Source organism: Dactylosporangium sp. NPDC050588, assembly GCF_040654975.1.
GTDB classification, from domain to species: Bacteria; Actinomycetota; Actinomycetes; order Mycobacteriales; family Micromonosporaceae; genus Dactylosporangium; species Dactylosporangium maewongense.
This window is the reverse complement of the sequence record NZ_JBFAJA010000065.1, coordinates 17,663-39,576: the sequence shown is the minus strand read 5'-3', so window position 1 is coordinate 39,576 and position 21,914 is coordinate 17,663. Positions and strand designations below refer to the sequence as shown.

Here is a 21,914-nt window from a genome sequence, read left to right as displayed (position 1 = left end):
TCAGCCTCCCCGCCGGAACGGTTTGCCGTCCGCGGCCGGTGGCCTGAGTCGTTGCGCCGCGAGCGCCAGCACGACCAGCACGGTGATGTAGGGCGCCGCCTGCACCAGCGCGGTCGGGATCTTGTCCACGGAGAAGAACAATACGTAGGAAAGGACGCCGAGGACGGCGGAAGCGACCGCCACGAGCCGGTTGCGCCGGATGAACTCCCACACCGCCAGGGCGAGCAGCAGAGCGCCGACCAGGATGAGCAGGGCGTGCACGGACTCACTGCCCCGCCGCAGCTGCAGCGCGTCGGTGTAGCCGAACAGGGAGGCGCCGACGGCGAGGCCGCCCGGCCGCCAGTTGCCGAAGATCATCGCGGCGAGGCCGATGTAGCCGCGGCCGCCGGTCTGCCCCTCGCGGTAGATCGCGGAGGTGACGGTGGACAGGTACACGCCGCCGAGGCCGGCCATCGCGCCGGAGATGACCACACCGTAGTACTTGTAGCGGTAGACGTTGAGGCCGAGGCTCTCCGCCGCGTGCGGGTCCTCACCGACGGAGCGCACCCGCAGGCCGAACGAGGTGCGCCAGAGCAGCCACCAGGTCAGCGGGATCAGCAGCACGGCGAGGATGGTCACCAGCGACACCTCGTAGAGCAGGCCGCGCAGTACCCCCGCGACGTCGCTCACCAGGAACCACTCGTGCTCCTCGAGGCCCTTGAGACCGTTGACGCCGGGCACCGAGATCCTGGGGATGTGCGGCACCTGCGGGGACTGCGTGGCGCCGGCGCTGCCCCAGGTGATGTAGGACAGGTAGCGCACGACGCCGGGTGCGAGGATCGTCATCGCGACGCCGGAGATGATGTGGTCGACGCCGAAGGTCACGGTGGCGACGGCGTGCAGGAGCCCGCCGATGGCGCCGCCGAGGATGCCGATGAGCAGCCCGACCCACGGGCCGAACTCCAGGCTGCCCCACGCGCCGAACCAGGTGCCGAGGATCATCTGACCCTCGAGGCCGATGTTGACCACGCCGGCGCGCTCCGCCCACAGGCCGCCGAGGCCGGCGAGCCCGAGCGGCACCGCCGCCTGCAGGGCGGCCTGGATGGCGCCCGACGAGGTGACGTCCGGGGCGTTGGCGAGCTGGTGGACCAGCGACAGGCCGATCAGCGCGCCGGAGATGATCAGCATGATCATCCAGCTCGACATCCGCCGGCCCTTGGTCTTGACCGGAGGCTGCGCCGCCGCCTCGGAGAGCATCGTGTCGGTGCTCACTTCGCCTCCTCCACTACCGGGGCGGGCGCGGCGGTGGCGGTGGCCACGCCGACCCGGCGCTGCTGGGCCCGGCGGCCGATACGGGCGGCCAGCTCGTAGGCGATGACGACCGAGAGGACCGTGACGCCCTGCATGATCAGGACGATCTCTTTGGGGATGCTGTCGATGTCCAGGATGATCTGCGAGCTGGCCAGGAAGCCCCACAGGATCGCGGCGAGCGCCATGCCGATCGGGTGGTTACGGCCGAGCAGCGCCACCGCGAGGCCGGCGAAGCCGATGCCGCCGAAGCCCTCGGTGTAGGTGTGGCTCTCGCCCAGCATGCGGGGCAGGTTGACCAGGCCGGCGATGGCGCCGGAGATCAGCATCGCGGTGATCACCATGCGCTTGGCGTTGACGCCGCTGGCGACCGCCGCGAACGGGTTGTAGCCGGTGGCCCGCAGGTCGAAGCCGAAGCGGGTGCGGTTGATCACGAACCAGTACGCGGCGCCGAGGACCACCGCGACGGCGAAGAAGCCGAGCACCTTCTGGTCGGTCCCGGAGATGATCGGCAGGCCGGGCATCCACGAGTCCTCGCTCAGGATGCCGGTGGTCTTGATCTGCGCGCCGGGCTCGGTGACGCCCCAGTGGTCGTTGAGCAGCCAGGTGATGACCAGGCCACCGATCGCGTTGAGCATCAGCGTGGAGATGACCTCGCTGACCCCTCGCTGGGTCTTGAGCAGCGCGGCGATCGACGCCCACGCCGCGCCGACGATCATCGCGACGACGATGATGAGCACGATGCGCAGCCCGCCGGGCATCCAGTCCATGAACGACGCGCTGGCCAGGGCGCCGGCGAAGAACGCGCCGACCTTCGACTGGCCCTCGACGCCGATGTTGAACAGGCCCATCTTGAAGCCGAACGCGACGGCGACCGCGGCGATGTACAGCTCGCTGGCCTTGTTGAGGATCTCCACCTTCGTGTCCGGCAGCATGCCGAACTCGTACATGTGCTGGAACGCCAGCAGGGGGTCCTTATCGCTGATCAGCAGGGCGATCGACGAGATCGCGGCGGCGATGATCAGCGCGGCGACCGGTGCGATCAGCTGCGGCAGCAGCTTGCCGATGTCGATGCGCCGGACCGCGGCGACAGCGCTCATGCCGACGCCTCCGCCTCGCCGCGGCGCCGCCACGAGGCACGCGGAGCACCGAGCCGATGATGAACGGCCCCTCCGCTGCACTCCAAGCCGTTCATGAAGGGATCTCCTCACCTGTGGCGCCGGTCATGGCGACGCCGAGCTGCTCGGGGGTGACGGTCGACGGGTCGGCGTCGGCCACCAGCCGACCACCGTAGATCACCTTCAGCGCATCGGACAGGCCGATCAGCTCGTCGAGATCGGCGGAGATGAGCAGCACGCCCATGCCGGCGATCCGGGCGTTGCGGATGTGGTCCCAGATCGCGGCCTGGGCACCGACGTCGACGCCGCGGGTCGGGTGGGCGGCGATGAGCACCTTCGGCTGGTGGCTCATCTCCCGGCCGACGATGAGCTTCTGCTGGTTGCCGCCGGACAGCGCGACCGCGGCGACGTCGATGCCGGGCGTGCGCACGTCGTACTCGGCGACGATGCGGGTGGTGTCGCGGCGGGCGCCGCCGACGTTGATGAGGAAGCCGCTCGCGTTGGGCCGCTCGGTCTGGTGGCCGAGGATGCGGTTCTCCCACAGCGGCGCGTCGAGCAGCAGGCCCTGCCGGTGCCGGTCCTCCGGGATGTAGCCGATGCCCGCCTCGCGGCGCCGGCGGGTGGGCCAGTCGGAGACGTCGTCGCCGTCGAGGGTGACGGTGCCGGTCGTGGCGCGCATACCCATGATCGCCTCGGCGAGCTCGGCCTGGCCGTTGCCCTCGACGCCGGCGATGCCGACGACCTCGCCCTTGTGGATCGTGAACGAGGCGTTGTCGACGATCGGCCGCCCGTCGGCGGCGCGGACCGTGAGCCCCTCGACGACCAGGACGGGCACCTCGGTGACGGTCGACTCGCGGGCCTCGGGGCTGGGCAGCTCGCTGCCGACCATGAGGGTCGCCAGCTGGCGGGCGGTGACCTGGTCGGGCTTGACGGACGCGACGGTCGTGCCGCGCCGGATGACGGTGATGTCGTCGGCGACGCCGCGGACCTCGTCCAGCTTGTGCGAGATGAACAGCACGGTCAGGCCCTCGCGGATGAGCTCGCGCAGGTTGCCGAAGAGCTCGTCGACCTCCTGCGGGACCAGCACCGCGGTCGGCTCGTCGAGGATGAGGATGCGGGCGCCCCGGTAGAGCACCTTGAGGATCTCGACCCGCTGGCGGTCGCCGACGCCGAGGTCCTCGACCAGCGCGTCGGGGTCGACGTCCAGCCCGTACCGCTGGGAGATCTCACTGATCTTCTGCTTCGCCCGGGCGCCGATGCCGTGCAGCTTCTCGGCGCCGAGGACCACGTTCTCCGTGACCGTGAAGTTGTCGGCCAGCATGAAGTGCTGGTGCACCATGCCGATGCCGGCCTCGATCGCGCGCTGGGGCGACGGGAACTTCACCGGGCTGCCCTCGATGAGGATCTCGCCCTCGTCCGGCGGCTGCATCCCGTAGAGGATCTTCATCAGGGTCGACTTGCCGGCACCGTTCTCACCGACGATCGCGTGGATCGTGCCCTTGCGGACGGTGAGGTTGACGTCAGAGTTCGCCACGACGCCGGGGAACCGCTTGGTGATCCCCTTCAGCTCGACGGCGGGTGGGTCCGCGGTCACGAGATGCTCCTTCAACAAGTGATGGCGGGGGACCGGATCACAGTCCCCCGCCTCACGTCCAGCTCTGGATTACTTGGTCGGCACCGTGATCTTGCCGGAGACGATGTCGGCCTTGAACTCGTCGAGCTTGGTCTTGATGTCGTCGACCTGGCCGCCGGAGGTGGCGTAGCCGACGCCGTCGACCTTGAGGTCGAAGACCGTCGGGCCGGCCTTGAACTTGTCCTCGCCGAAGTCCTTGACGAAGTTGAACACCGCGTTGTCGACCCGCTTGAGCATCGAGGTCATGATGACCGTCTTGAGCGAGGCGTCGGTCACGGTGTTGTACTGGTCGGAGTCGACGCCGATGGCCAGGGCGTTCTTGGCCTTGGCGGCCTCGAAGACGCCGGTGCCGGAGCCGCCCGCGGCCGCGTAGATGATGTCAGCCTTCTGGTCGTACATACCGGTCGCGGCGGTCTTGCCGCCCGCGGGGTCGTTGAAGCCCTTGCAGGCCTCGGCCGGGGTCGACAGGTAGTTCGTCAGCACCTTGACGTCGGCCTTGGCGGCCTTGGCGCCGGCGGCGAAGCCCGCCTCGAACTTCTTGATCAGGTCGACCTGGCAGCCACCGATGAAGCCGACCGTGCCGGTCTTCGTCTTCAGCGCGGCGGCCGCGCCGACCAGGAAGGAGCCCTGCTCCTCGGCGAAGACGAGGTCGGCCACGTTGTCGGCGGTGGTGCCGCCGTCGACGATGGCGAACTTGGTGTTCGGGCAGTCCTTCGCGGCGCGCGCGAGCGGGCCGTTCTTGGCGTCCGCACCGTCGTAGACGAAGCCGACCGCGATGACCGGGTTGTAACCCGTCGTGCAGAGCAGCTTCAGTCGCGCGTACTTGTCGTTCTCGCTCTCGCCGGCGACCGCGGCCAGGTCCTTGACCTCAAGGTTGAGCTCACTCTTGACCCGGTCGAGGCCGGCCGCGGCGGAGTCGTTGAACGACTTGTCGCCACGACCGCCGATGTCGAACGCGAGGCCGACCTTGACGTTCTTCTTCGTCGTGGTGCCACCGCTGCTCGAGCTGCCCGGGTCGCTGCCCTTGTCGTCACCGCAAGCGGCCATGGCACCCAACGCGACAATCGCCACCGCGGCGGCCGCGAGAACCTTCATCCCACGCACTCGGCGCAAGACGGTCTCCCTTCACCAATGCACCGCCCCAACGCGGTGAATCCCAACGGCGGGAGCGTACGCCCTCAGACCGACAGTTCCGCAGTTTGCTGCCGGGTTGGGAGGAGTGCGTTATAGGGCCGTGACGTGCCAGAGGTCCCTCCAGCGTACCGGCATCGATCTTGCACCGCCCTGCTTGCTACCAAAAGACGGCAACGGCGGCGTTAACGAGCGTTAGCCCCACCAAAGCCAGGAAATGCCCGCGGTTGACCTCCTCGCGCTTGCGCGAGAAGAAGGTCATGGCGAAGATCGCCAGGCCGATGAGCCCCTTGACGACCAGCTTGGCGGTGGGCGGCTCGTGGCCGTCGCGCAATGGCGCGGACAGCGCGATGCCGGTCACCACCTGGACGATCGCACCCCACAGCATCGCGTTGTTGATCCGCAGCTTGCCGGTGAGGTACTGGGTGATCGACCCGCCCAGCAGCAGCGCGAAGCCGATCAGGTGGGCATAGAGGAGGATGAGCCGCAAAGGTTCCACTGGCGCAAGGTAGCGCCTCCTTGACTCTCCAGCAGCTGGAGGGTCCACGATGGGCCGCATGAACATCGGCGAGCTGTCCAGGCTGTCCGGCCTGCCGGTCAAGACGATCCGCTACTACTCCGACGTCGGCCTGGTCCCGGAGGCGGAGCGGTCGCACGCAGGCTACCGGCGCTACGACCACGACTCGCTGGTCCGGCTGGAGTTCGTGCGCACCCTGCGGGAGCTCGGACTGGACATCGCGACCATCAAGCGGGTCCTGGACCGGGGCGAGGACCTGGGCGCGGTGGCCGCCGCGCACGCGGAGGCGATCGGCGTGCAGATCCGGGTGCTGCGGCTGCGCCGGGCGGCGCTGCGCGCGGTGGCCCTGCACCCGGAGCGGGGCGGCCCGACCCCGGCCGAGCTGGACCGGATGACCCGGATCGCGCAGGCCAGCACCGACGAGCGGCGCCGGATCGTGGACGAGTTCTTCGACAGCATCTTCGCGGAGCTGCCCAGGGCCGAGGAGTCGCCGGAGGCCGCGCAGTTCAGCGCCCGGATGCGCAGCGTCTCCCCCGACCTGCCCGACGACCCCACCGACGCGCAGATCGACGCCTGGATCGAGCTGGCCGGGATGCTCCGCGAGCAGGACTTCCGGGCCCGGCTGCGGGAGATGGGCAAGCGGAGCTTCGCCACGGACGAGCGCCGCCTGGCGCCGACCGACATGTCAGAAATATCGTGGTTCACCGGCCACATCGCCGAGCACATGGACGCGGGCGTCGCGCCCGGCAGCCCGCAGGCGGTCCCCGTGGTGGCCGCCGTCCTGCGGCGGTGGGGCGTCGCCGAGGAGGACCGGGACCTCCTGATCGACCAGCTCACCCTCGCCGTCGACCCGCGCGCCGAGCGATACTGGCAGCTCATGGCCGTAATCAATGGATGGCCGCCGATCCCGGCGACAATGCACAGGTGGGAGTGGTTCCTGAACGCCCTCCGGGCGGGCCGCGGCCCGTTAGCGTGACGCTGTGGAGTGGTGGCGGCACGCGGTCATCTACCAGGTCTACCCGCGCAGCTTCGCCGACAGCGACGGCGACGGCGTGGGTGACCTGCCCGGCATCACCGACCGGCTCGGCCACCTCGCCGACCTCGGGGTGGACGCGCTGTGGCTGTCGCCGTTCTACTGCTCCCCCATGGTCGACGGCGGCTACGACGTCAGCGACTACCGCGACGTCGACCCGGTCTTCGGCACGCTCGCGGACTTCGACGCCCTGCTCGCCGAGGCGCACCGGCTCGGGCTGCGGGTGATCGTCGACATCGTGCCCAACCACACGTCGTCGCGGCACCCCTGGTTCGTGGAGGGCCGGCGCGACCGGTACATCTTCCGCGACACGCCGAACGGGTGGGAGTCGCTCTTCGGCGGGCCGGCCTGGACGCAGGTCGCGGACGGGCAGTGGTACCTGCACCTGTTCGCGCCCGAGCAGCCCGACCTCAACTGGCACAACCCGGAGGTGCGGGCCGAGTTCGACGACATCCTGCGCTTCTGGCTGGACCGGGGCGTCGACGGCTTCCGGGTCGACGTCGCCCACGGGATGATCAAGGACCTGGCCGGCGTGACGCTCTTCGACCACGAGGACGTCCACGAGATCCACCGCGGCTGGCGCAAGATCCTCGACAGCTACCCGGGCGACCGGATGGCCGTCGCCGAGGTGTTCGACACCGCGCCGGCCCGGGTGGCGCGCTACGTGTCGGTGGGCGAGCTGCACCAGGCGTTCAACTTCGACTTCCTGGAGGCGCCGTGGGACCCGGCCGTCCTGCGCCGGATCATCGACGGGTCGCTCGCCGCCGCGACGCAGGTCGGCGCGCCGCCCACCTGGGTGCTGTCCAACCACGACCGGCGCCGGCACGTGACCCGCTTCGGCGGCGTCCGGCGGGCCCGCGCCGCCGCGCTGCTCATGCTGGGCCTGCCCGGCAGCGCCTACCTGTACCAGGGCGAGGAGCTCGGCCTGCCGGAGGTGCTCGACCTGCCGGACGGGGTGCGCACCGACCCGCAGTGGGTCCGCTCCGGCGGCGCCGAGCTCGGCCGCGACGGCTGCCGCGTGCCGCTGCCGTGGTCGGGTGACGCGCCGCCGTTCGGCTTCGGGCCGGGCGGCTCCTGGCTGCCGCAGCCGGCGGACTGGGCGGCCGTGACGGTGGAGGCGCAGCGCGGGGATCCGCACTCGACGCTGTCGCTCTACCGGGACGCGCTGCGGTTGCGCCGCCCGTCGACGACGCTGCGCTGGCTGGACGCGCCCGACGGGGTGCTGCGCTTCGAGACGGAGACCATGCGGGTCGCCGCCAACCTGACGGCGGAGCCGGTGAAGATCGAAGAGCCGGCCACCCTGCTGCTGAGCAGCAGCGAGATGGCCGGCGAGCTGCCAGGCGACACGACCGCCTGGTGGGGCGTCTAGGCGGTGAGCTTCGCCGCGATCCGGGCGAAGCCGGCGCGGATCTCCTCGATCGACGGGGCTTCGTGCGTGTGGTCCGGGTCGTCGTGGTCGTGGTCGTGATGGTGGTGGCCGTGGTCGTCGTCGTAGCCGGCGAGCTCCTCGTCGAGCGCCGCCGTCTCCAGGTCCTCGTTCTCGGCGGCGAGGCGGGAGGCGGCGATGTCGCCGAGGATCTGGTCGGCGGTGACGTGCGGCTGGAGCGGCTCGACCACCGCCATCAGCTCCTCGTCGGCCACGACGGCCTCGGCGAGGGCGAGCGCGTGCGCCCGCTCATAGGGCCCGCACACGACGGGCTCCCACTCCTCGTCTTCGTTCAACGGGCCGAAGGTGATGATCCACGGCAGGGTCAGCGCCGGCGCGTCGGCCGGCAGGTCCAAAGTCACAAGTGCACCCACGGCGCCCATCATGACGCGTCGCGCGGCTCCGGTGGCGCTGAACCGCCGGACGGGGCGATCCGGCGCGCCATGTCGGCGGCGACCGCGACCGACTGGGGATCGGCGGCGGCGGTGCCGGCGGCGGACGGCTCCGGATCCGCGGCGCCGGCCAGCGGCGGGTGGTCGGCGCGCACCTCGGCGGCGACCCGCTGGGTGGTCTCCGCGGCCTGCTCGACCAGCTCGGCCGCCCGCAGCGCGGCCTGCACGTCGCTGCGCGGCGCGCCGCCGGCCAGGTCCTTCGCCCGCCCGTGCGTGTCGGTGGCGGCCAGGGCCGCGGCGAACAGCAGCAGCTGGTGCAGCAGGTACATGTAGAGCAGCAGCCCGATCGTGCCGGCGACCAGCTGGTAGGCCGGGTTGTCCTCGACCCGGGTGATGTAGAGCTTCCCCAGCGTCTTGAGCAGGCCGAGCCCGACCGCGAAGAGCGCGGCCGAGGGCAGCAGCCGGCGCAGCGACATCCGCAGCCGCGGCACGCCGGCCAGCAGCGCCATGCCCAGCACCAGGTCGACGATGCCGGACAGCAGCGTCGACATGCCCCGCAGCGCCACCCGGACGGGGTCCTGCTCGAAGTCGCCGGCCAGCCAGTACAGCAGCTCCTGCACCCCGGCGAAGATGCCGATCGACACGATCAGCAGCAGGCCGAGCGCCACCAGGACGGCGAGGTCGACGAGCCAGCGCACGAAGTAGTTGCCGGGATGCTCCTGCAGGTGCCACAGGGCGCGCTGCGACGAGCGCAGGTTCTCCACCCAGCCGACCCCCGCGATGATCAGGCCGATCATCGCGATCAACCCGATCTGCTGGCTGCCGGCGAAGATCTGGTCGGAGTGCAGCTGCGGCAGGTTGACCGCCAGGTAGGCCTGGACCCTGGCGACGACGGCCTCGTTGCCGCCGAGCACCCGGCCGAGGATGAAGAAGGCCACCACGACCATCGCGAAGACGGCGAAGAAGCCGTAGTAGGCGGTCGCGGCGGCGAGGCGGGCCGCGTCGACGTCGAAGTAGCGCTCCTGGGCCCGCCACACGTGGTCGAACGCGCGGGAGCGCCGGCGGCCCCCGGCCACCGCCTTGTCGAAGCCGGCCTCCAGCCGGTCCAGCAGGCCCACCTCTCTATCGTCGCTGATCGACCGCGGACCGGCGCGGCGACAGGCGGTACTGCGCGTACGGCTGCCATCGACCGCTCTCGTCGTGCTCGAAGAGCGCGAACCCGTCCACGTCGAAGACCGCCTCGTAGCCGGCGAGATCGGCGAAGGCCGCGTCGAGCCGCTCCGGCGCCACGTTGTGCGCGACCGTCACGTGCGGGTGGTACGGGTACGACGCCGCCGCCTCGATCTCGGTCGCCGCCCGCACCGCCTCGTGCAGCCGCTCGCACTCGCTGATGCCGGCGGCGACCGCCACGAAGACGACCTGCGTCAGCGGGCGGAACGTGCCGGTCCCGCGCAGCCGCACGGTGAACGCCGCGTGCCGCCCAGCGACCTCCGTGAGGTGCCGGTCGATCGCGGGCAGGTCGGCGGCGGCCACGACGGTGGGGCCGAGCAGGGTCACGTGCGCGGGCACGTGCGCCGCGGCGGGGTCGCCCGCGGCGAGCCGGGCGGCGGTCAGCTCGCTGCCCCACGGGTCGGGAAGGTCGATCGCGACGCCGATGGTGGTCTGCTCGCGAGCCACGTCAGTGCGCAGCACCCGGTGCGAGGAACCCGATCCGGTCGTAGACCGTGCCGAGGGTGGCAGCGGCGACCGAGCGGGCCTTCTCGGCGCCGATGGCGAGCAGCTTGTCCAGCTGCGCCGGGTCCTCCAGGTAGGCGTTGGTGCGCTGCTGGATCGGGCGCAGGAACTCCACCACGACCTCGGCGAGGTCCTTCTTGAGGTCGCCGTAGCCCTTGCCGTCATAGGCGGCGACCAGGTCGTCGATGCTCCGGCCGGTCAGCGCCGAGTAGATCGTGAGCAGGTTGGCGATGCCGGGCTTCGCGGCCTGGTCGAAGATGATCTCGCGGCCGGTGTCGGTGACCGCCGACTTGATCTTCTTCGCCGCCTTCGCCGGGTCCTCGAGCAGCTCGACCAGGCCGGCCGCGGTCGACGCCGACTTCGACATCTTCGCGGTCGGCTCCTGCAGGTCGGTGATCTTCGCCGTGTCCTTGATGATGTACGGCGCCGGCACGGTGAACGTCTTGCCGAAGGTGGTGTTGAACCGCTGGGCCAGGTCGCGGGTCAGCTCCAGGTGCTGGCGCTGGTCCTCGCCGACCGGCACCGCGTCGGCCTGGTAGAGCAGGATGTCGGCAGCCTGCAGGATCGGGTAGGTGAACAGCCCGACGCTGGAGCGGTCGGCGCCCTGCTTCTGCGACTTGTCCTTGAACTGCGTCATCCGGCTGGCCTCGCCGAAGCCGGTGATGCAGCCCATCACCCAGCCGAGCTGCGCGTGCTCCGGCACCTGGCTCTGCACGAAGAGGGTGCACCGGTCGGGGTCGAGCCCGACGGCCAGCAGCTGCGCCGCGCTCACCCGGGTCCGCTTGCGCAGCAGCGCCGGATCGTGGCCGGCGGTGATCGCGTGCAGGTCGACGACGCAGTAGAAGGTGTCGTGCGTGTCCTGCATCGCCACCCAGTTACGCAACGCGCCGAGATAGTTGCCCAGATGGAACGAGTCGGCGGTGGGCTGGATCCCGGAGAGCACCCGAGGACGGTCGGTGCTGACGGACGGCGACATGCGCGTCATTCTGTCAGCACCACCACAGCGGTGGCGCAACCGGGAGCGAGTCATAGCGGTCTTCAACGGTGAGGGGGTGACGGGGTGGGTGAAGAGCTCGAGGCACGCGAGGCCGTCCGTGACGCGTACGAGGCGCATTACCGGCGGCTGGTCGCCGCCCTCTACGCGCTCACCGGCGACCACGCCGAGGCCCAGGACCTGGTCCAGGAGGCCTACGCGCGCGCCCTGGCCCGCCCGCGGCAGTTCCTCGACGTCGCCGACCCGGAGGCGTGGTTACGCACCGTCGCGATGAATCTGGCCCGGACCCGCTGGCGGCGCCGCCGGCTGTTCGACACCCTGGTCCGCAGCGGGCGTGTCGCCCGTCCGGTGGAAAGCGTGCCCGGCGTCGACCCCAACCGGGTGGCGCTCGTCGCCGCCCTGCAGCAGCTGTCGCAGGCGACGCGGGAGACGATCGTGCTGCACCACCTGGCCGACATGTCCGTGCACGAGGTCGCCGACGCCCTGGGCGTGCCCGTCGGCACGGTGAAGGCCCGCCTGTCGCGGGGCCGCGCCATGCTCGCCGCCCTGCTCAGTGACGCCGACCCCGACGCCACCGGCCCGCGCCGCCGCCCCGCGGTCCTGCCCCAGCGAGACGTCCAGGAGGTGCGCGATGCGCCCTGACCTGGACTTCCGCACCCTCCGCGCGCAGATCGAGTCGGCGACGTGGATGCCCGACTTCAGCCTGCTGTCCCGCCGGGCCGGCCGGGTCCGCAGGCGCGACCGGATGGCCGTCGCCGGCGCCCTGGTCGGCACGCTCGCCGTGTTCGCGCCCGTCGCCCTGGCCGGCGTGTTCGGCCGCCCGACCCCGGCCGCCCTCGGCCCCAACCCGGACATCGGCGACCCCTGGAGCCCGCAGCCGTCGGCGTCTGCGCCGGCGAGCGGCATGTTCGAGTCGACCCGGACGATCCGGGCGGCCGCCGGCGACCTGCCCGACGGCGTGGTCGCCGCCGTGGACGTCTGCGTCGAGGTGCCCCAGGCCCGCCGGTGCAACCTCCAGGTGGTCGTGCTGCGGGACGGGTCCGCGCAGCGGCGCGGCCCGTTCCTGATGGACGCGCTGCGGCAGAGCCCGCTGGACAAGCTCGACCACATCGAGCTGGCCCGGATCTCCCCGCAGACGTTCATGCTCAGCGGCGAGGTCAGCGGCGGCTCCCGCACCAGCGTGAAGTTCCGTCTCGACGACAAGCCCGCCACGCCGGTCATCGGGCCCGAGACCCGCGAAGCCCTCGGACCCGCCGACCGGGCGCTCCAGCTCGCCCAGTACGGCGACCTCTTCGGCGTCCGGCAGGACACCGGGGGGCTGAGCCTGCTCGTCGACCAGCCGCCGATGGCCCGCCGGTCCCTGGTGGGCGACCTGCCGGTCGCGGCCGGCTGGTGGGTCACCGGCGCGGACATCCACTCCGGCGCGCCCGCGGTCGCGGTCAGCACCGACCAGGGCCGGCACTGGCAGGCCGTCACGCTCCCCGCGCCCACGGGCATCGACGCGCCGACGCTCGTCACGCTCGACGGCGTCACCGCCCACGCGTTCATCCGCTACAGCAAGGGGATCCGGCACTTCCGTTCCCGCGACGGCGGCCACACCTGGCAGGAGGTGACCACCAAGATCGAGCTGCCGGCGCCGCTGAACAACGACGGCGCGCTCAACGGCCGCGCCTTCGGCGCGCTGGCGCGCCCCGACCGCTCGCTGGTGCTGTGGGTCCAGGGCGACTCCGAGATCGCCTACCTGCAGAGCCTCGACGGGGAGCACTTCGAGATCGTCGCCGGCCCCGGCGGCCCGCTCGACGCGCTCGACAACGGCTACGCCTCGCTCGGCGACCCGCCCAGGCTCTCCCTGGACGGCCGCAACTGGCAGTCAGCCGCGCTGTCGGCGACCGTCCTGCCGGACTGACCACGAGGTTCCCCCGGAAGCGGAATTTCCCGGGAACCGAAGGAGGCGGCCGGGGATCGTGGCCGGTGTGAGCGAGCTCGAGAGGGTCTACCACGCCTGCTACCGGCGGCTGGTGACGCAGCTCTACGCGTTCACGACCGACCTCACCGAGGCGCAGGACGTGGTCCAGGAGGCGTTCGCCCGCGCCGCCGCCCGGCCCGGCGGCTTCACCGGCATCGACAACCCCGAGGCGTGGCTGCGCACCGTGGCGGTCAACGTCGTCCGCCGCCGCTGGCGCCGGCGGAAGCTGCTCGACCTGATCATGCTCCGCGAGCGCGCCGTCCAGCGGCACGTCGAGGCCGGCCCCTCGCCGGAGCGCACCGACCTGACCGACGCCCTCGACGCCATTCCCCGCACGTACCGGGAGGTCATCGTGCTGCACTACTACGCCGACCTCAGCGTCGAGGAGATCTCGGCCACGCTCGGCGTGCCCGGCGGGACCGTCAAGTCGCGGCTGTCGCGGGGGCGGGCCGCCCTCGCCGAGCGGCTGCCCGGCTATGCGCCCACGGAGGTGCGTCATGCCTGACGAGCTGGAGACCATGCTCCGCGCCCAGCGGCTCGACTTCACCCAGCCGCCGCTGGCCGCGATCACCGCCCGGGCCCGCGTCCTGCGCCGCCGCCGGCGCGCCGCCCAGGTGGGGACGGTCGCCCTGGGGCTGCTCGTCGCCGCGTCGTTCCTGATCCCGCGCCTGATCCCGCGCGAGGCGCCGCCGCCGCAGGTGGCCGCCTCGCCGTCCGCCGCGCCCGGCGCCGTCTACACGGGCGGCGGGATCACGATCAACGGGCTGCCTGCCCTCCCCCGGGACCTCCCCGGGAAGATCCAGGACGCCGAGTTCATCGACGCCGACCGTGGGTTCCTGCTCACGGTCGACTGCGCCGCCGCCTGTACCGCCTGGGTCAACGCCACCCTCGACGGCGGCCGGACGTGGAGCACCGCCCAGGCACCCGGCGCCTTCCGCTCGCCTCCACGCGGCGCGCTGCCGTCGCTGGTGGTCACCGGGTCGCGGATCACCCTGCTCGGCGCGGACGGTGCCCGGGCCAGCAGCACCGACGGGGCCGACTGGGACACCGCCTCCCAACCGGCCACCACCGTCGACGCACTGCCCGGTGACGCCCGCCTGGTCCTGCGCGACGGGCGGCTCATGGCGCTGCTGCACGACGGCACCACGCTGGTGCAGCCGCCCGCCCAGCCGCCGCTCGGGTTGGCGTGGGTCGCTCCCGTACGCGCGGGCGACGGCTCCTGGTGGGTCGGCGGTGCGGACGGCGGCCACCCGGCGGTGGCGGTGTCCCGCGACGGGGGCGTCACGTGGAGGCCGACGACGTTCCCCGGCGGCGGCGGCACGGCCCAGGTGTCGTTCCTCGGCCGGGACGTCTACGCGGCGCTGACGGACCCCACCACCACCCCGCCCACCCTGCTGGGCGTCGCCTCGTCCTCCGACGGCGGCGCCAACTTCGGCCAGCCCCGCCCGCTCACGGCGACCACCATCGGCGGCGACCTGGTCCCGCTGCTGGACGGCCGCCTCGTCATCGTCGACGGCGACAGTCACTGGCTCGTCTCCACCGACCGCGGCGCCACCTGGCAGCGGGTCCAGGGCCTGCACCCGACGAAGCGGCTGTCCCGGACGCAGACCGGCTGGGTCGCCTACGAGATGTCCACGATCTACACCGCGTACTCCGTCGACGGCACCACCTGGCAGAAGCTCGACGCGCAGTAGGGCGTCAGCCCCGGATCAGGTCCGGATGAGGTCCCAGGCGTCCTGGACCATCGTCGACAGCTCGGTGTGCCGCGGCGTCCAGGACAGCTCCCGCTTCGCCTTGTCGGAGGCGGCGACGAGCCGCTCCGGGTCGCCCGGGCGGCGGGGCGCCATCTCGACCGGGATCGGGTGGCCGGTGACCTCGCGGACCACGTCGACGACCTGCCGGTTGGAGAAGCCGGTGCCGTTGCCCAGGTTGTACACGCGATGGCCGGGGCCGTCCATGGTCGCGAGCGCCAGGAGGTGGGCCTCACCCAGGTCGGCGACGTGGATGTAGTCGCGGATGTTGGTGCCGTCGGGGGTGTCGTAGTCGTCGCCGAAGAGCTGGAGCTTCTCCCGGCGGCCGAGCGCGACCTGCAGCGCGATAGGGATCAGGTGCGTCTCGGGGTCGTGCCGCTCGCCGATGATCGAGCCGTCCGGGCGGCGCAGCGCGCCGGCGACGTTGAAGTAGCGCAGGCTGACCGCGGAGATGCCGTGGCCGACGGCCTCCCCGGTGAGCGCGTGGTCGGCGGCGAGCTTCGAGGTGGCGTACGGGTTGGGCGGCCGCACCGCGGCGGTCTCCGGGATCGGCACGACGTCGGGGTCGCCGTAGACGTTCGCCGTGGAGGAGAAGACGAGGCGGCGGGTGCCGGCGGCGCGCATGGCGTCCAGCAGCAGCAGCGTGCCGACGGTGTTGTTCTCCCAGTACTTCTCCGGCTTCTGCACGCTCTCGCCGGCGGCGATGAACGCGGCGAAGTGCAGCACGCCGTCGAACCCGGCGTCGCGGGTCAGCACGTCGCCGATCGCGTCGTGGACCCGGCCGCGGACAAAGACGGCGCCCCGCGGCACCGACGACTCGTGGCCGGTGGAGAGGTCGTCGAGCACTGTCACGTCGTGACCGGCGTCGAGCAGCAGTGCGGTGACGACGCTGCCGATGTAGCCGGCGCCCCCGGTGACGAGCAGTTTCACGGCGTTCCTCCAAAAGTCATCAGGAACCAACAAATTTACACGTCAGAGGTGAACGGCATAGTGCCCGCCACCTACAATTTCGGGCATGTCGCAGCATGGCGCCGGGACCTTGCGACAGGCTGTGGCGGGTCTGCTGAGCCGCTTGGCGCACCGGCTGCACACCACCGACGAATCCACGGACGTCAGCGAGGCGGAGCTGCGCACGCTGATCGCGGGCGGCACCGGCACCGGCCACGTCCGTGAGGTGATGGTGCCGCGGACCGAGGTGCTGTTCCTCGACGCGGGCCTGACGGTCGCCGAGGCGGTGACCGTCGTGCGGGCCACCCGGCACTCCCGGTTCCCGGTGATCGACGGCGACCAGGACGACGTGCTCGGCTTCGTCCACGTGCGCGACCTGACCCTGCTGCCCGCGGTCGACCCCTGCCTGCGGCTGCGGGAGCTGACCCGCGAGGTGAAGCGGCTGCCGGCCAGCAAGCGGGTCCTGGCGGCGCTGTCGGAGATGCGGCGGGAGGGCCACCATTTGGCGGTCGTCATCGACGAGTACGGCGGGACCGCGGGCATCGTGACCCTGGAGGACCTGATCGAGGAGCTCGTCGGCGAGATCCACGACGAGTACGACCTGCCGCCGCTTGAAGAGAAGACCGCCGAGGTCGACGGGCGCCTCAACCTCGCCGACCTCGCGGAGCGGACGGGGCTGACACTGCCCACCGGCCCGTACGAGACCGTGGCGGGCTTCGTGATGGCCCGTCTCGGGAGGCTCCCCCGTTCCGGCGACGAGGTGCGGCACGACGGCTGGCACCTGCACGTCAGGACGGTGGAAGGCCGCCGGGTGGCGCGGGTGTCGGTGATCCGCCCGCGCCAACCGTGAGCGGATGTTCAGCCGGCCTCGATGATCATGCCGGCGCCGACGGTCCGGTTCGTGGCCTCGTCGATGATGATGAAGCCGCCGGTGGTGCGGTTGCGCCGGTACTGGTCGGCGAGCAGCGGCACCGTGGTGCGCAGCTTCACCCGGCCGATCTCGTTGAGGCCGAGCGACGTCGCCGACTCGTCGCGGTGCAGCGTGTTCACGTCCAGCCGGTACTGCAGACCGCGGATCACGGTGCGGGCCGAGCGGGTCGTGTGCTTGATCGAATACTTGGCGCCGACGGTCAGCGGGCGGCTCTCGTCCATCCAGCAGATCATCGCCTCGATGTCCTGGGCGACGGCCGGCGCGTTGTTCGGCCGGCAGATCAGGTCGCCGCGGGCGATGTCGATCTCGTCCGCGAGCCGGATCGTCACCGACATCGGCGGATACGCCTCCTGCAGCGGCCCGTCGGCGGTCTCGATGTGCGTGATCCTCGTGGTGAAGCCGGACGGCAGGACCATCACCTCGTCGCCGGGCTTCAGCACGCCCGAGGCGACCTGGCCGGCGTAGCCGCGGTAGTCGGCGACCGTGGTCGACTGCGGGCGGATCACGTACTGCACCGGGAACCGCACGTCGACCAGGTTGCGGTCCGAGGCGATGTGCACGTGCTCCAGGTGGTGCAGCAGCGACGGCCCCTCGTACCACGGCATGTTCTCCGACCGGCTGACGAGGTTGTCCCCGTGCAGCGCCGAGATCGGGATGACCGTCAGGTCGGGCGCCTCGAGCTTCGCCGCGAACGACGTGAACTCGTCGGCGATCCGCTCGAAGACCTCCTGCGAGTAGTCGACGAGGTCCATCTTGTTCACGCAGAGCACCAGGTGCGGCACGCGCAGCAGCGAGCACAGGAAGGCGTGCCGGCGGGACTGCTCGACCAAGCCCTTGCGCGCGTCGACCAGGATCAGCGCCAGGTCGGCGGTGGAGGCGCCGGTGACCATGTTGCGCGTGTACTGGATGTGCCCCGGCGTGTCGGCGATGATGAACTTCCGCCGCGGCGTCGCGAAGTACCGGTAGGCCACGTCGATCGTGATGCCCTGCTCGCGCTCGGCGCGCAGGCCGTCGGTGAGCAGCGCGAGGTTGGTGTACTCGTCGCCACGCGAGCGCGACGTCGCCTCGACCGCCTCCAGCTGGTCCTCGAAGATCGCCTTCGAGTCGTAGAGCAGCCGGCCGATCAGGGTCGACTTGCCGTCGTCGACGGAGCCCGCCGTCGCGAACCGCAGCAGGTCCATCTGCCGCTGGGCGGGCGTCTCAACAACCGCGGTCATCTTAGAAGTACCCCTCACGCTTGCGGTCTTCCATGGCCGCCTCGCTGACCTTGTCGTCGCCGCGGGTCGCGCCGCGCTCGGTGATGCGGGTCGCGGCGACCTCGTCGATCACCTTGTCGATCGTGTCCGCGTCGCTGCGGACCGCCGCGGTGCAGGAGGCGTCGCCGACGGTGCGGTAACGGACCCGCTCCACGAACGGCTTCTCGCCGGACTTCAGCGGCAGGAACTCGTTGATCGCGTAGAGCATCCCGTTACGGTCGACGACCTCGCGGTCGTGCGCGTAGTAGATGTCGGGCAGCGGGATGCCCTCGCGGGCGATGTAGTGCCAGACGTCCAGCTCGGTCCAGTTGGACAGCGGGAAGACGCGGATCGACTCGCCGGGCGCGATGCGGGCGTTGTAGAGCGCCCACAGCTCGGGCCGCTGGTTGCGCGGGTCCCACTGGCCGAAGTCGTCGCGGAAGCTGAAGACGCGCTCCTTGGCGCGGGCCTTCTCCTCGTCGCGGCGGGCACCGCCGAACAGCGCGTCGAAGCGGTACTTCTCGACGGCCTCCAGCAGGACCGGCGTCTGGATCCGGTTGCGCATGCCGTCGCCGGACTCGCGCACCAGGCCGCTGTCGATCGCCTCCTGGACGCTCGCCACGATCAGCTGCACGTTGAGCTCGCCGACGCGGCGGTCCCGGTACTCGAGGACCTCGGGGAAGTTGTGCCCCGTGTCGACGTGCATGACCGGGAACGGGATCCGGCCGGGCGCGAACGCCTTCTCCGCGAGGCGGAGCATGACGATCGAGTCCTTGCCGCCGGAGAACAGCAGGACCGGTCGCTCGAACTCGGCGACCACCTCACGCATGATGAACAGGCTCTCGGCCTCGAGAGCGTCCAGATGCGAGACGCGGTAGGGCGCGCGGCTCATGGTTGGCGGAAACCTTTCCCTAGGAAGCGACGGACGCGCTGATCGCGGCCAGCAGCTGAGGCGCCAGTGCCTTCCGACACACCACCAGGTCAGGCAGCCGTGGGTCGGGCTGGTTGTATTCCAACGTAGTCCCGTCGATCCGGGAAGCGTGCAGACCCGTGGCGACCGCCACAGCGACCGGTGCGGCGGAGTCCCACTCGTACTGACCGCCGGCGTGGACATAGGCGTCGACGGCGCCGTCGATCACCGCGGCGATCTTCGCGCCGGCGGATCCCATCGGCACCAGCTCGATCGGCAGCCGCTCCGCGAGCGCGGTCAGCAGCGCCGGCGGGCGGGTCCGGCTGGCCGCGAGGCGGATCGGCTCGCCCTGCACGCCCGGCATCGGCGGGAAGGGCGGCGGGGCGTCGGTGCCGAGCACGCAGTGCTGCGCCGGGAGGGCGACCGCACCGGCCAGGAGCCGGCCCCAGCCGGCGGCGCGCTGCGGCTGCGGGGTGCCGTCGCCGGCGTACTCGGTGATCCGCGCGGACGTGCGGCCCCACAGGGCGACGTGGACCGCCCAGTCGGCGCGGCCCTCCTCGCCGAACTCGCGGGTGCCGTCGAGCGGGTCGACGATCCAGACCCGGTCGGCGTTCAGCCGGGTGGCGCTGTCGGCGCCCTCCTCGGACAGGACCGCGTCGGCGGGGCGCCAGCGCTCCAGCTGCGCCACCAGCAGCTCGTGCGACTGCCGGTCGCCGGCCTTGCGCAGGGCGGCCGGGTCGGCGTACCCCATCTCCTCGCGGAGTTTCAGCAGCAGGTCGCCGGCGCGCTGGGCGAGCCAGCGCGCGAACCCGCCGTCGGTGGCGGGTGGCAGATCGGTCATCAGTACGCTCCAGCCCCTCGGGTCACCGCGCTCAACGTCCGCAGCATGATCACCAGGTCGAGCGACAGCGACCAGTTCTCCACATACTGCAGGTCGAGGCGGACCGCTTCGTCCCACGATAGGTCCGACCGGCCGGACACCTGCCAGAGGCCGGTCATCCCGGGCCGCACGGCCAGCCTGCGCCGGGCGTCGTCCGGATACACGGCGACCTCCTCCGGCAGCGGCGGGCGCGGCCCGACCAGTGACATGCTGCCTCCGAGCACATTGAGCAGCTGGGGCAGCTCGTCGAGCGAAAACTTGCGCAGAAACCGTCCGACGCGGGTGACCCGTGGGTCGTTGCGCAGTTTGAACAGCGCGCCGTCGACTTCGTTGAGGTGCCGCAGCTCGGCGAGGCGGGCTTCGGCGTCCGTGTGCATGGTGCGGAACTTGACGATCACGAACTCACGACCGTCTTTTCCAACCCGTACTTGACGAAACAGTACCGGCCCTTTGGACTCCGCGCGAACCGCGAGCGCCAGACCAGCCAGAAGGGGACTCAGCACGACCAGCAGGACGACGGCGCCGACCCGATCGACGACCGCCTTCAGCACGCGCCGCGCGCCGGTCAGCGTGGGGTGCTCGACATGCAGCATCGGCAGGCCGTCGACGGGCCGGATGGTGGTCCGGCTGCCGGCCACGTCGATCAGCGTGCTGGCCACGATCAGGTCGATGTCGTCGCGCTCCAGGCGCCACGCGAGCCGGCGCAGGGCGTGCCCGTCCAGCTCGGGGCACGACAGCACCAGCACCGTGTCGGCCCGGGCCCGGCGCACCGCACCGGCGATCTCGTCGAACGTGCCCAGCACCGGCACGCCCGGCACGCTGCCCTCCTCGGCGAGGCAGGCGCCGACGACCTTCAGCCCGTGATACCGCTCCCGGCACAGCTGCGTGGTCATCGCCTCGACCGCCAGCCCGTGCCCGACCACCACGACCCGCCGCATGCAGGCGCCGCGCGTCTTGCGGGCGCGGTGCAGCAGCTGCCGCAGCACGAACCGCGACACCAGGCAGCCCGACGTGACCAGCGGCAACGCGACCGCGAACCAGCCGCGGGCGATCTGGATCTCCGCGGCGTAGGCGCCGACGATGGTCGCGGCGGTCAGCCCCAGGCCGGCGCGCAGCACCCGCTGGTACTCGTCGGTGCCGACGAAGAGGTACCGCTTCTCGTAGGCGCGGTTGGCGGCGAGGGTGGCGGTGAAGGCGACCGGCAGGAGCGCGGACAGCAGCGCGTAGCGGGTGTTGTAGTTCGTCAGCACCGAGCCGAACCGCACCTCGAACGCGACCAGGCCCGCGAGCACCCCGATCACCGAGTCGATCAGCAGCAGGGTCCGCAGGTAACGCCCCTCCCACGCCCAGCGGGCCCGGTGCCGCGGCGTCCTGGCCGGCTCGAGGTGCTCTTCCTGCGGTTTCGTCGCCGGTACGAACGTTGCCGCCCCTCCGACGGCATCCTCGACGGCGGCCTCGAGCTGAGCCGACACGAGGGCGGGCGGGACCGGTGGGCCGGGGGCCGGCGACACGGGGGCGGCGGCGGTGCGGGCGGCGGCCGACGGGAGGCGCTCGGGGTGCCCGGCGCGGCGGCCGGTGGTGGCACCCATGGGGCTGGGCCGGCGCCGTACCACCTGACGCTCGACGGTCTCCGTGCGCTGGACGGGCTCTGTGCGCTGGACTTGCTCTGTGCGCTGGGCTTGCTCTGTGCGCTGGGCCTGCTCTTTGGCCACCGCGGGTGGCGGCGGCGTGGACTGCAGGGCGTTGCTCTGGCGTTCCGGGCGCCGCAGGCCGCCGGAGCGCTCCTGGCGCGCACCTCCCGGCCGCTCCTCCCACCGCAGGCCGGCGCGGTGCTCACGCCGCTGTCCGGCGCCGGTGCGCTCCTCGCGGCGCGGCGCGTTCGCGCGCTCCTCGCGGCGCAGACCGCCGGGGCGGTCCTCGGGGCGGAGATGTGCCGGGCGGTGGAAGCCATCCCGCGCTCGCCCGCTGTCGACCGCCACGCACGCCTCCTTGAGTCCGCCTTCTTTGCAAAAGGTGCGACTTGGAGTA

General features: G+C 71.7%; 21 protein-coding genes. 7 read left to right on the top strand and 14 right to left on the bottom strand.

Annotated features, from left to right (window positions below; all coding sequences use genetic code 11):
* The 5 genes from AB0I21_RS37580 to AB0I21_RS37560 all read right to left on the bottom strand — a co-directional run bounded on the left by AB0I21_RS37580 (nt 1) and on the right by AB0I21_RS37560 (nt 5,668).
* Nucleotides 1-1,251, bottom strand: a complete 1,251-nt coding sequence (locus tag AB0I21_RS37580) for an ABC transporter permease (protein ID WP_360568448.1) — start codon at nt 1,249-1,251, stop codon at nt 1-3.
* Nucleotides 1,248-2,387, bottom strand: coding sequence for an ABC transporter permease (locus AB0I21_RS37575; RefSeq protein ID WP_360568446.1), 1,140 nt, complete (start codon nt 2,385-2,387; stop codon nt 1,248-1,250). Before AB0I21_RS37575 ends, AB0I21_RS37580 begins: the two co-directional genes overlap by 4 nt.
* A gap of 91 nt (nt 2,388-2,478) precedes the next feature.
* A complete protein-coding gene (locus tag AB0I21_RS37570; protein ID WP_360568444.1) occupies nt 2,479-3,999 on the bottom strand; it encodes an ABC transporter ATP-binding protein in 1,521 nt (506 codons plus the stop codon).
* Nucleotides 4,000-4,068: 69 nt separating this feature from the next.
* Complete coding sequence (locus AB0I21_RS37565) at nt 4,069-5,133, bottom strand: BMP family ABC transporter substrate-binding protein (protein WP_360568442.1); 1,065 nt, start codon at nt 5,131-5,133, stop codon at nt 4,069-4,071.
* A 196-nt stretch (nt 5,134-5,329) separates the two neighbouring features.
* The gene (locus tag AB0I21_RS37560; RefSeq protein ID WP_360568440.1) at nt 5,330-5,668 is read right to left on the bottom strand and encodes a hypothetical protein; all 339 of its coding nucleotides are present in this window, start codon (nt 5,666-5,668) and stop codon (nt 5,330-5,332) included.
* A 58-nt stretch (nt 5,669-5,726) separates the two neighbouring features.
* On the opposite strand from AB0I21_RS37560, the gene AB0I21_RS37555 reads away from it, so the two are divergent.
* Both AB0I21_RS37555 and AB0I21_RS37550 read left to right on the top strand, forming a co-directional pair.
* A complete protein-coding gene (locus tag AB0I21_RS37555) occupies nt 5,727-6,662 on the top strand; it encodes a MerR family transcriptional regulator (protein WP_360568438.1) in 936 nt (311 codons plus the stop codon).
* Between the two features lie 4 nt (nt 6,663-6,666).
* Nucleotides 6,667-8,088, top strand: coding sequence for a glycoside hydrolase family 13 protein (locus AB0I21_RS37550; protein WP_360568436.1), 1,422 nt, complete (start codon nt 6,667-6,669; stop codon nt 8,086-8,088).
* On the opposite strand, the gene AB0I21_RS37545 is transcribed toward AB0I21_RS37550, so the two are convergent.
* From AB0I21_RS37545 to trpS, 4 genes are read right to left on the bottom strand one after another with little or no spacing between them, the layout of a single operon-like run.
* Nucleotides 8,085-8,519 (bottom strand): hypothetical protein, encoded by a 435-nt coding sequence (locus AB0I21_RS37545; RefSeq protein ID WP_360568434.1) that lies wholly within the window; start codon nt 8,517-8,519, stop codon nt 8,085-8,087. The genes AB0I21_RS37550 and AB0I21_RS37545 overlap by 4 nt on opposite strands.
* A gap of 8 nt (nt 8,520-8,527) precedes the next feature.
* Nucleotides 8,528-9,655 (bottom strand): YhjD/YihY/BrkB family envelope integrity protein, encoded by a 1,128-nt coding sequence (locus AB0I21_RS37540; RefSeq protein ID WP_360568432.1) that lies wholly within the window; start codon nt 9,653-9,655, stop codon nt 8,528-8,530.
* A gap of 4 nt (nt 9,656-9,659) precedes the next feature.
* Nucleotides 9,660-10,229 carry a 2'-5' RNA ligase family protein gene (locus AB0I21_RS37535; protein ID WP_360568430.1) on the bottom strand — a complete coding sequence of 190 codons (570 nt, stop codon included), beginning with the start codon at nt 10,227-10,229 and terminating at the stop codon, nt 9,660-9,662.
* Entirely contained in the window at nt 10,216-11,247 is a 1,032-nt protein-coding gene (trpS, locus tag AB0I21_RS37530) for a tryptophan--tRNA ligase (RefSeq protein WP_344503854.1), read from the bottom strand. The genes AB0I21_RS37535 and trpS overlap by 14 nt, the downstream gene beginning before the upstream one ends.
* 84 nt (nt 11,248-11,331) lie before the next feature.
* Here trpS and AB0I21_RS37525 point away from each other — a divergent pair, with 84 nt between their 5' ends.
* From AB0I21_RS37525 to AB0I21_RS37510, 4 genes are all read left to right on the top strand, one after another.
* Complete coding sequence (locus AB0I21_RS37525) at nt 11,332-11,907, top strand: sigma-70 family RNA polymerase sigma factor (protein ID WP_360568427.1); 576 nt, start codon at nt 11,332-11,334, stop codon at nt 11,905-11,907.
* The gene (locus AB0I21_RS37520; protein ID WP_360568425.1) at nt 11,897-13,171 is read left to right on the top strand and encodes a sialidase family protein; all 1,275 of its coding nucleotides are present in this window, start codon (nt 11,897-11,899) and stop codon (nt 13,169-13,171) included. The genes AB0I21_RS37525 and AB0I21_RS37520 overlap by 11 nt, the downstream gene beginning before the upstream one ends.
* A 67-nt stretch (nt 13,172-13,238) precedes the next feature.
* Nucleotides 13,239-13,736 carry a sigma-70 family RNA polymerase sigma factor gene (locus AB0I21_RS37515; RefSeq protein WP_360568423.1) on the top strand — a complete coding sequence of 166 codons (498 nt, stop codon included), beginning with the start codon at nt 13,239-13,241 and terminating at the stop codon, nt 13,734-13,736.
* Nucleotides 13,729-14,925 carry a sialidase family protein gene (locus tag AB0I21_RS37510; RefSeq protein WP_360568422.1) on the top strand — a complete coding sequence of 399 codons (1,197 nt, stop codon included), beginning with the start codon at nt 13,729-13,731 and terminating at the stop codon, nt 14,923-14,925. Before AB0I21_RS37515 ends, AB0I21_RS37510 begins: the two co-directional genes overlap by 8 nt.
* Before the next feature lie 15 nt (nt 14,926-14,940).
* On the opposite strand, the gene galE is transcribed toward AB0I21_RS37510, so the two are convergent.
* Nucleotides 14,941-15,912, bottom strand: coding sequence for a UDP-glucose 4-epimerase GalE (gene galE / locus AB0I21_RS37505; protein WP_360568419.1), 972 nt, complete (start codon nt 15,910-15,912; stop codon nt 14,941-14,943).
* A gap of 85 nt (nt 15,913-15,997) precedes the next feature.
* Between galE and AB0I21_RS37500 the strand changes: the two genes are divergently transcribed.
* Nucleotides 15,998-16,780 carry a hemolysin family protein gene (locus tag AB0I21_RS37500; protein WP_360568417.1) on the top strand — a complete coding sequence of 261 codons (783 nt, stop codon included), beginning with the start codon at nt 15,998-16,000 and terminating at the stop codon, nt 16,778-16,780.
* Between the two features lie 8 nt (nt 16,781-16,788).
* Here AB0I21_RS37500 and cysN read toward each other — a convergent pair whose 3' ends face one another.
* Genes cysN through AB0I21_RS37480 form a run of 4 tightly spaced genes read right to left on the bottom strand, consistent with a single transcriptional unit; the run spans nt 16,789 to nt 21,865 of the window.
* Nucleotides 16,789-18,078, bottom strand: coding sequence for a sulfate adenylyltransferase subunit CysN (gene cysN / locus AB0I21_RS37495; RefSeq protein WP_360568415.1), 1,290 nt, complete (start codon nt 18,076-18,078; stop codon nt 16,789-16,791).
* Between the two features lies 1 nt (nt 18,079).
* Nucleotides 18,080-18,988, bottom strand: a complete 909-nt coding sequence (gene cysD, locus AB0I21_RS37490) for a sulfate adenylyltransferase subunit CysD (protein ID WP_360568413.1) — start codon at nt 18,986-18,988, stop codon at nt 18,080-18,082.
* A 19-nt stretch (nt 18,989-19,007) separates the two neighbouring features.
* Nucleotides 19,008-19,847, bottom strand: a complete 840-nt coding sequence (locus AB0I21_RS37485) for a 3'(2'),5'-bisphosphate nucleotidase CysQ (protein ID WP_344503864.1) — start codon at nt 19,845-19,847, stop codon at nt 19,008-19,010.
* On the bottom strand, nt 19,847-21,865 hold the full coding sequence (locus AB0I21_RS37480; RefSeq protein WP_360568411.1) for an exopolysaccharide biosynthesis polyprenyl glycosylphosphotransferase: 2,019 nt from the start codon (nt 21,863-21,865) through the stop codon (nt 19,847-19,849). Before AB0I21_RS37480 ends, AB0I21_RS37485 begins: the two co-directional genes overlap by 1 nt.
* Nucleotides 21,866-21,914 lie beyond the last annotated feature (49 nt).

Excerpts from the sequence above, each read along its gene's own strand:
- AB0I21_RS37575 (WP_360568446.1), bottom strand. The coding sequence starts at position 2,387 with ATGAGCGCTGTCGCCGCGGTCCGGCGCATCGACATCGGCAAGCTGCTG.
- AB0I21_RS37565 (WP_360568442.1), bottom strand. The coding sequence starts at position 5,133 with ATGAAGGTTCTCGCGGCCGCCGCGGTGGCGATTGTCGCGTTGGGTGCC.
- AB0I21_RS37555 (WP_360568438.1), top strand. The coding sequence starts at position 5,727 with ATGAACATCGGCGAGCTGTCCAGGCTGTCCGGCCTGCCGGTCAAGACG.
- trpS (WP_344503854.1), bottom strand. The coding sequence starts at position 11,247 with ATGTCGCCGTCCGTCAGCACCGACCGTCCTCGGGTGCTCTCCGGGATC.
- AB0I21_RS37520 (WP_360568425.1), top strand. The coding sequence starts at position 11,897 with ATGCGCCCTGACCTGGACTTCCGCACCCTCCGCGCGCAGATCGAGTCG.
- AB0I21_RS37510 (WP_360568422.1), top strand. The coding sequence starts at position 13,729 with ATGCCTGACGAGCTGGAGACCATGCTCCGCGCCCAGCGGCTCGACTTC.
- AB0I21_RS37500 (WP_360568417.1), top strand. The coding sequence starts at position 15,998 with ATGTCGCAGCATGGCGCCGGGACCTTGCGACAGGCTGTGGCGGGTCTG.
- cysN (WP_360568415.1), bottom strand. The coding sequence starts at position 18,078 with ATGACCGCGGTTGTTGAGACGCCCGCCCAGCGGCAGATGGACCTGCTG.
- cysD (WP_360568413.1), bottom strand. The coding sequence starts at position 18,988 with ATGAGCCGCGCGCCCTACCGCGTCTCGCATCTGGACGCTCTCGAGGCC.
- AB0I21_RS37485 (WP_344503864.1), bottom strand. The coding sequence starts at position 19,847 with ATGACCGATCTGCCACCCGCCACCGACGGCGGGTTCGCGCGCTGGCTC.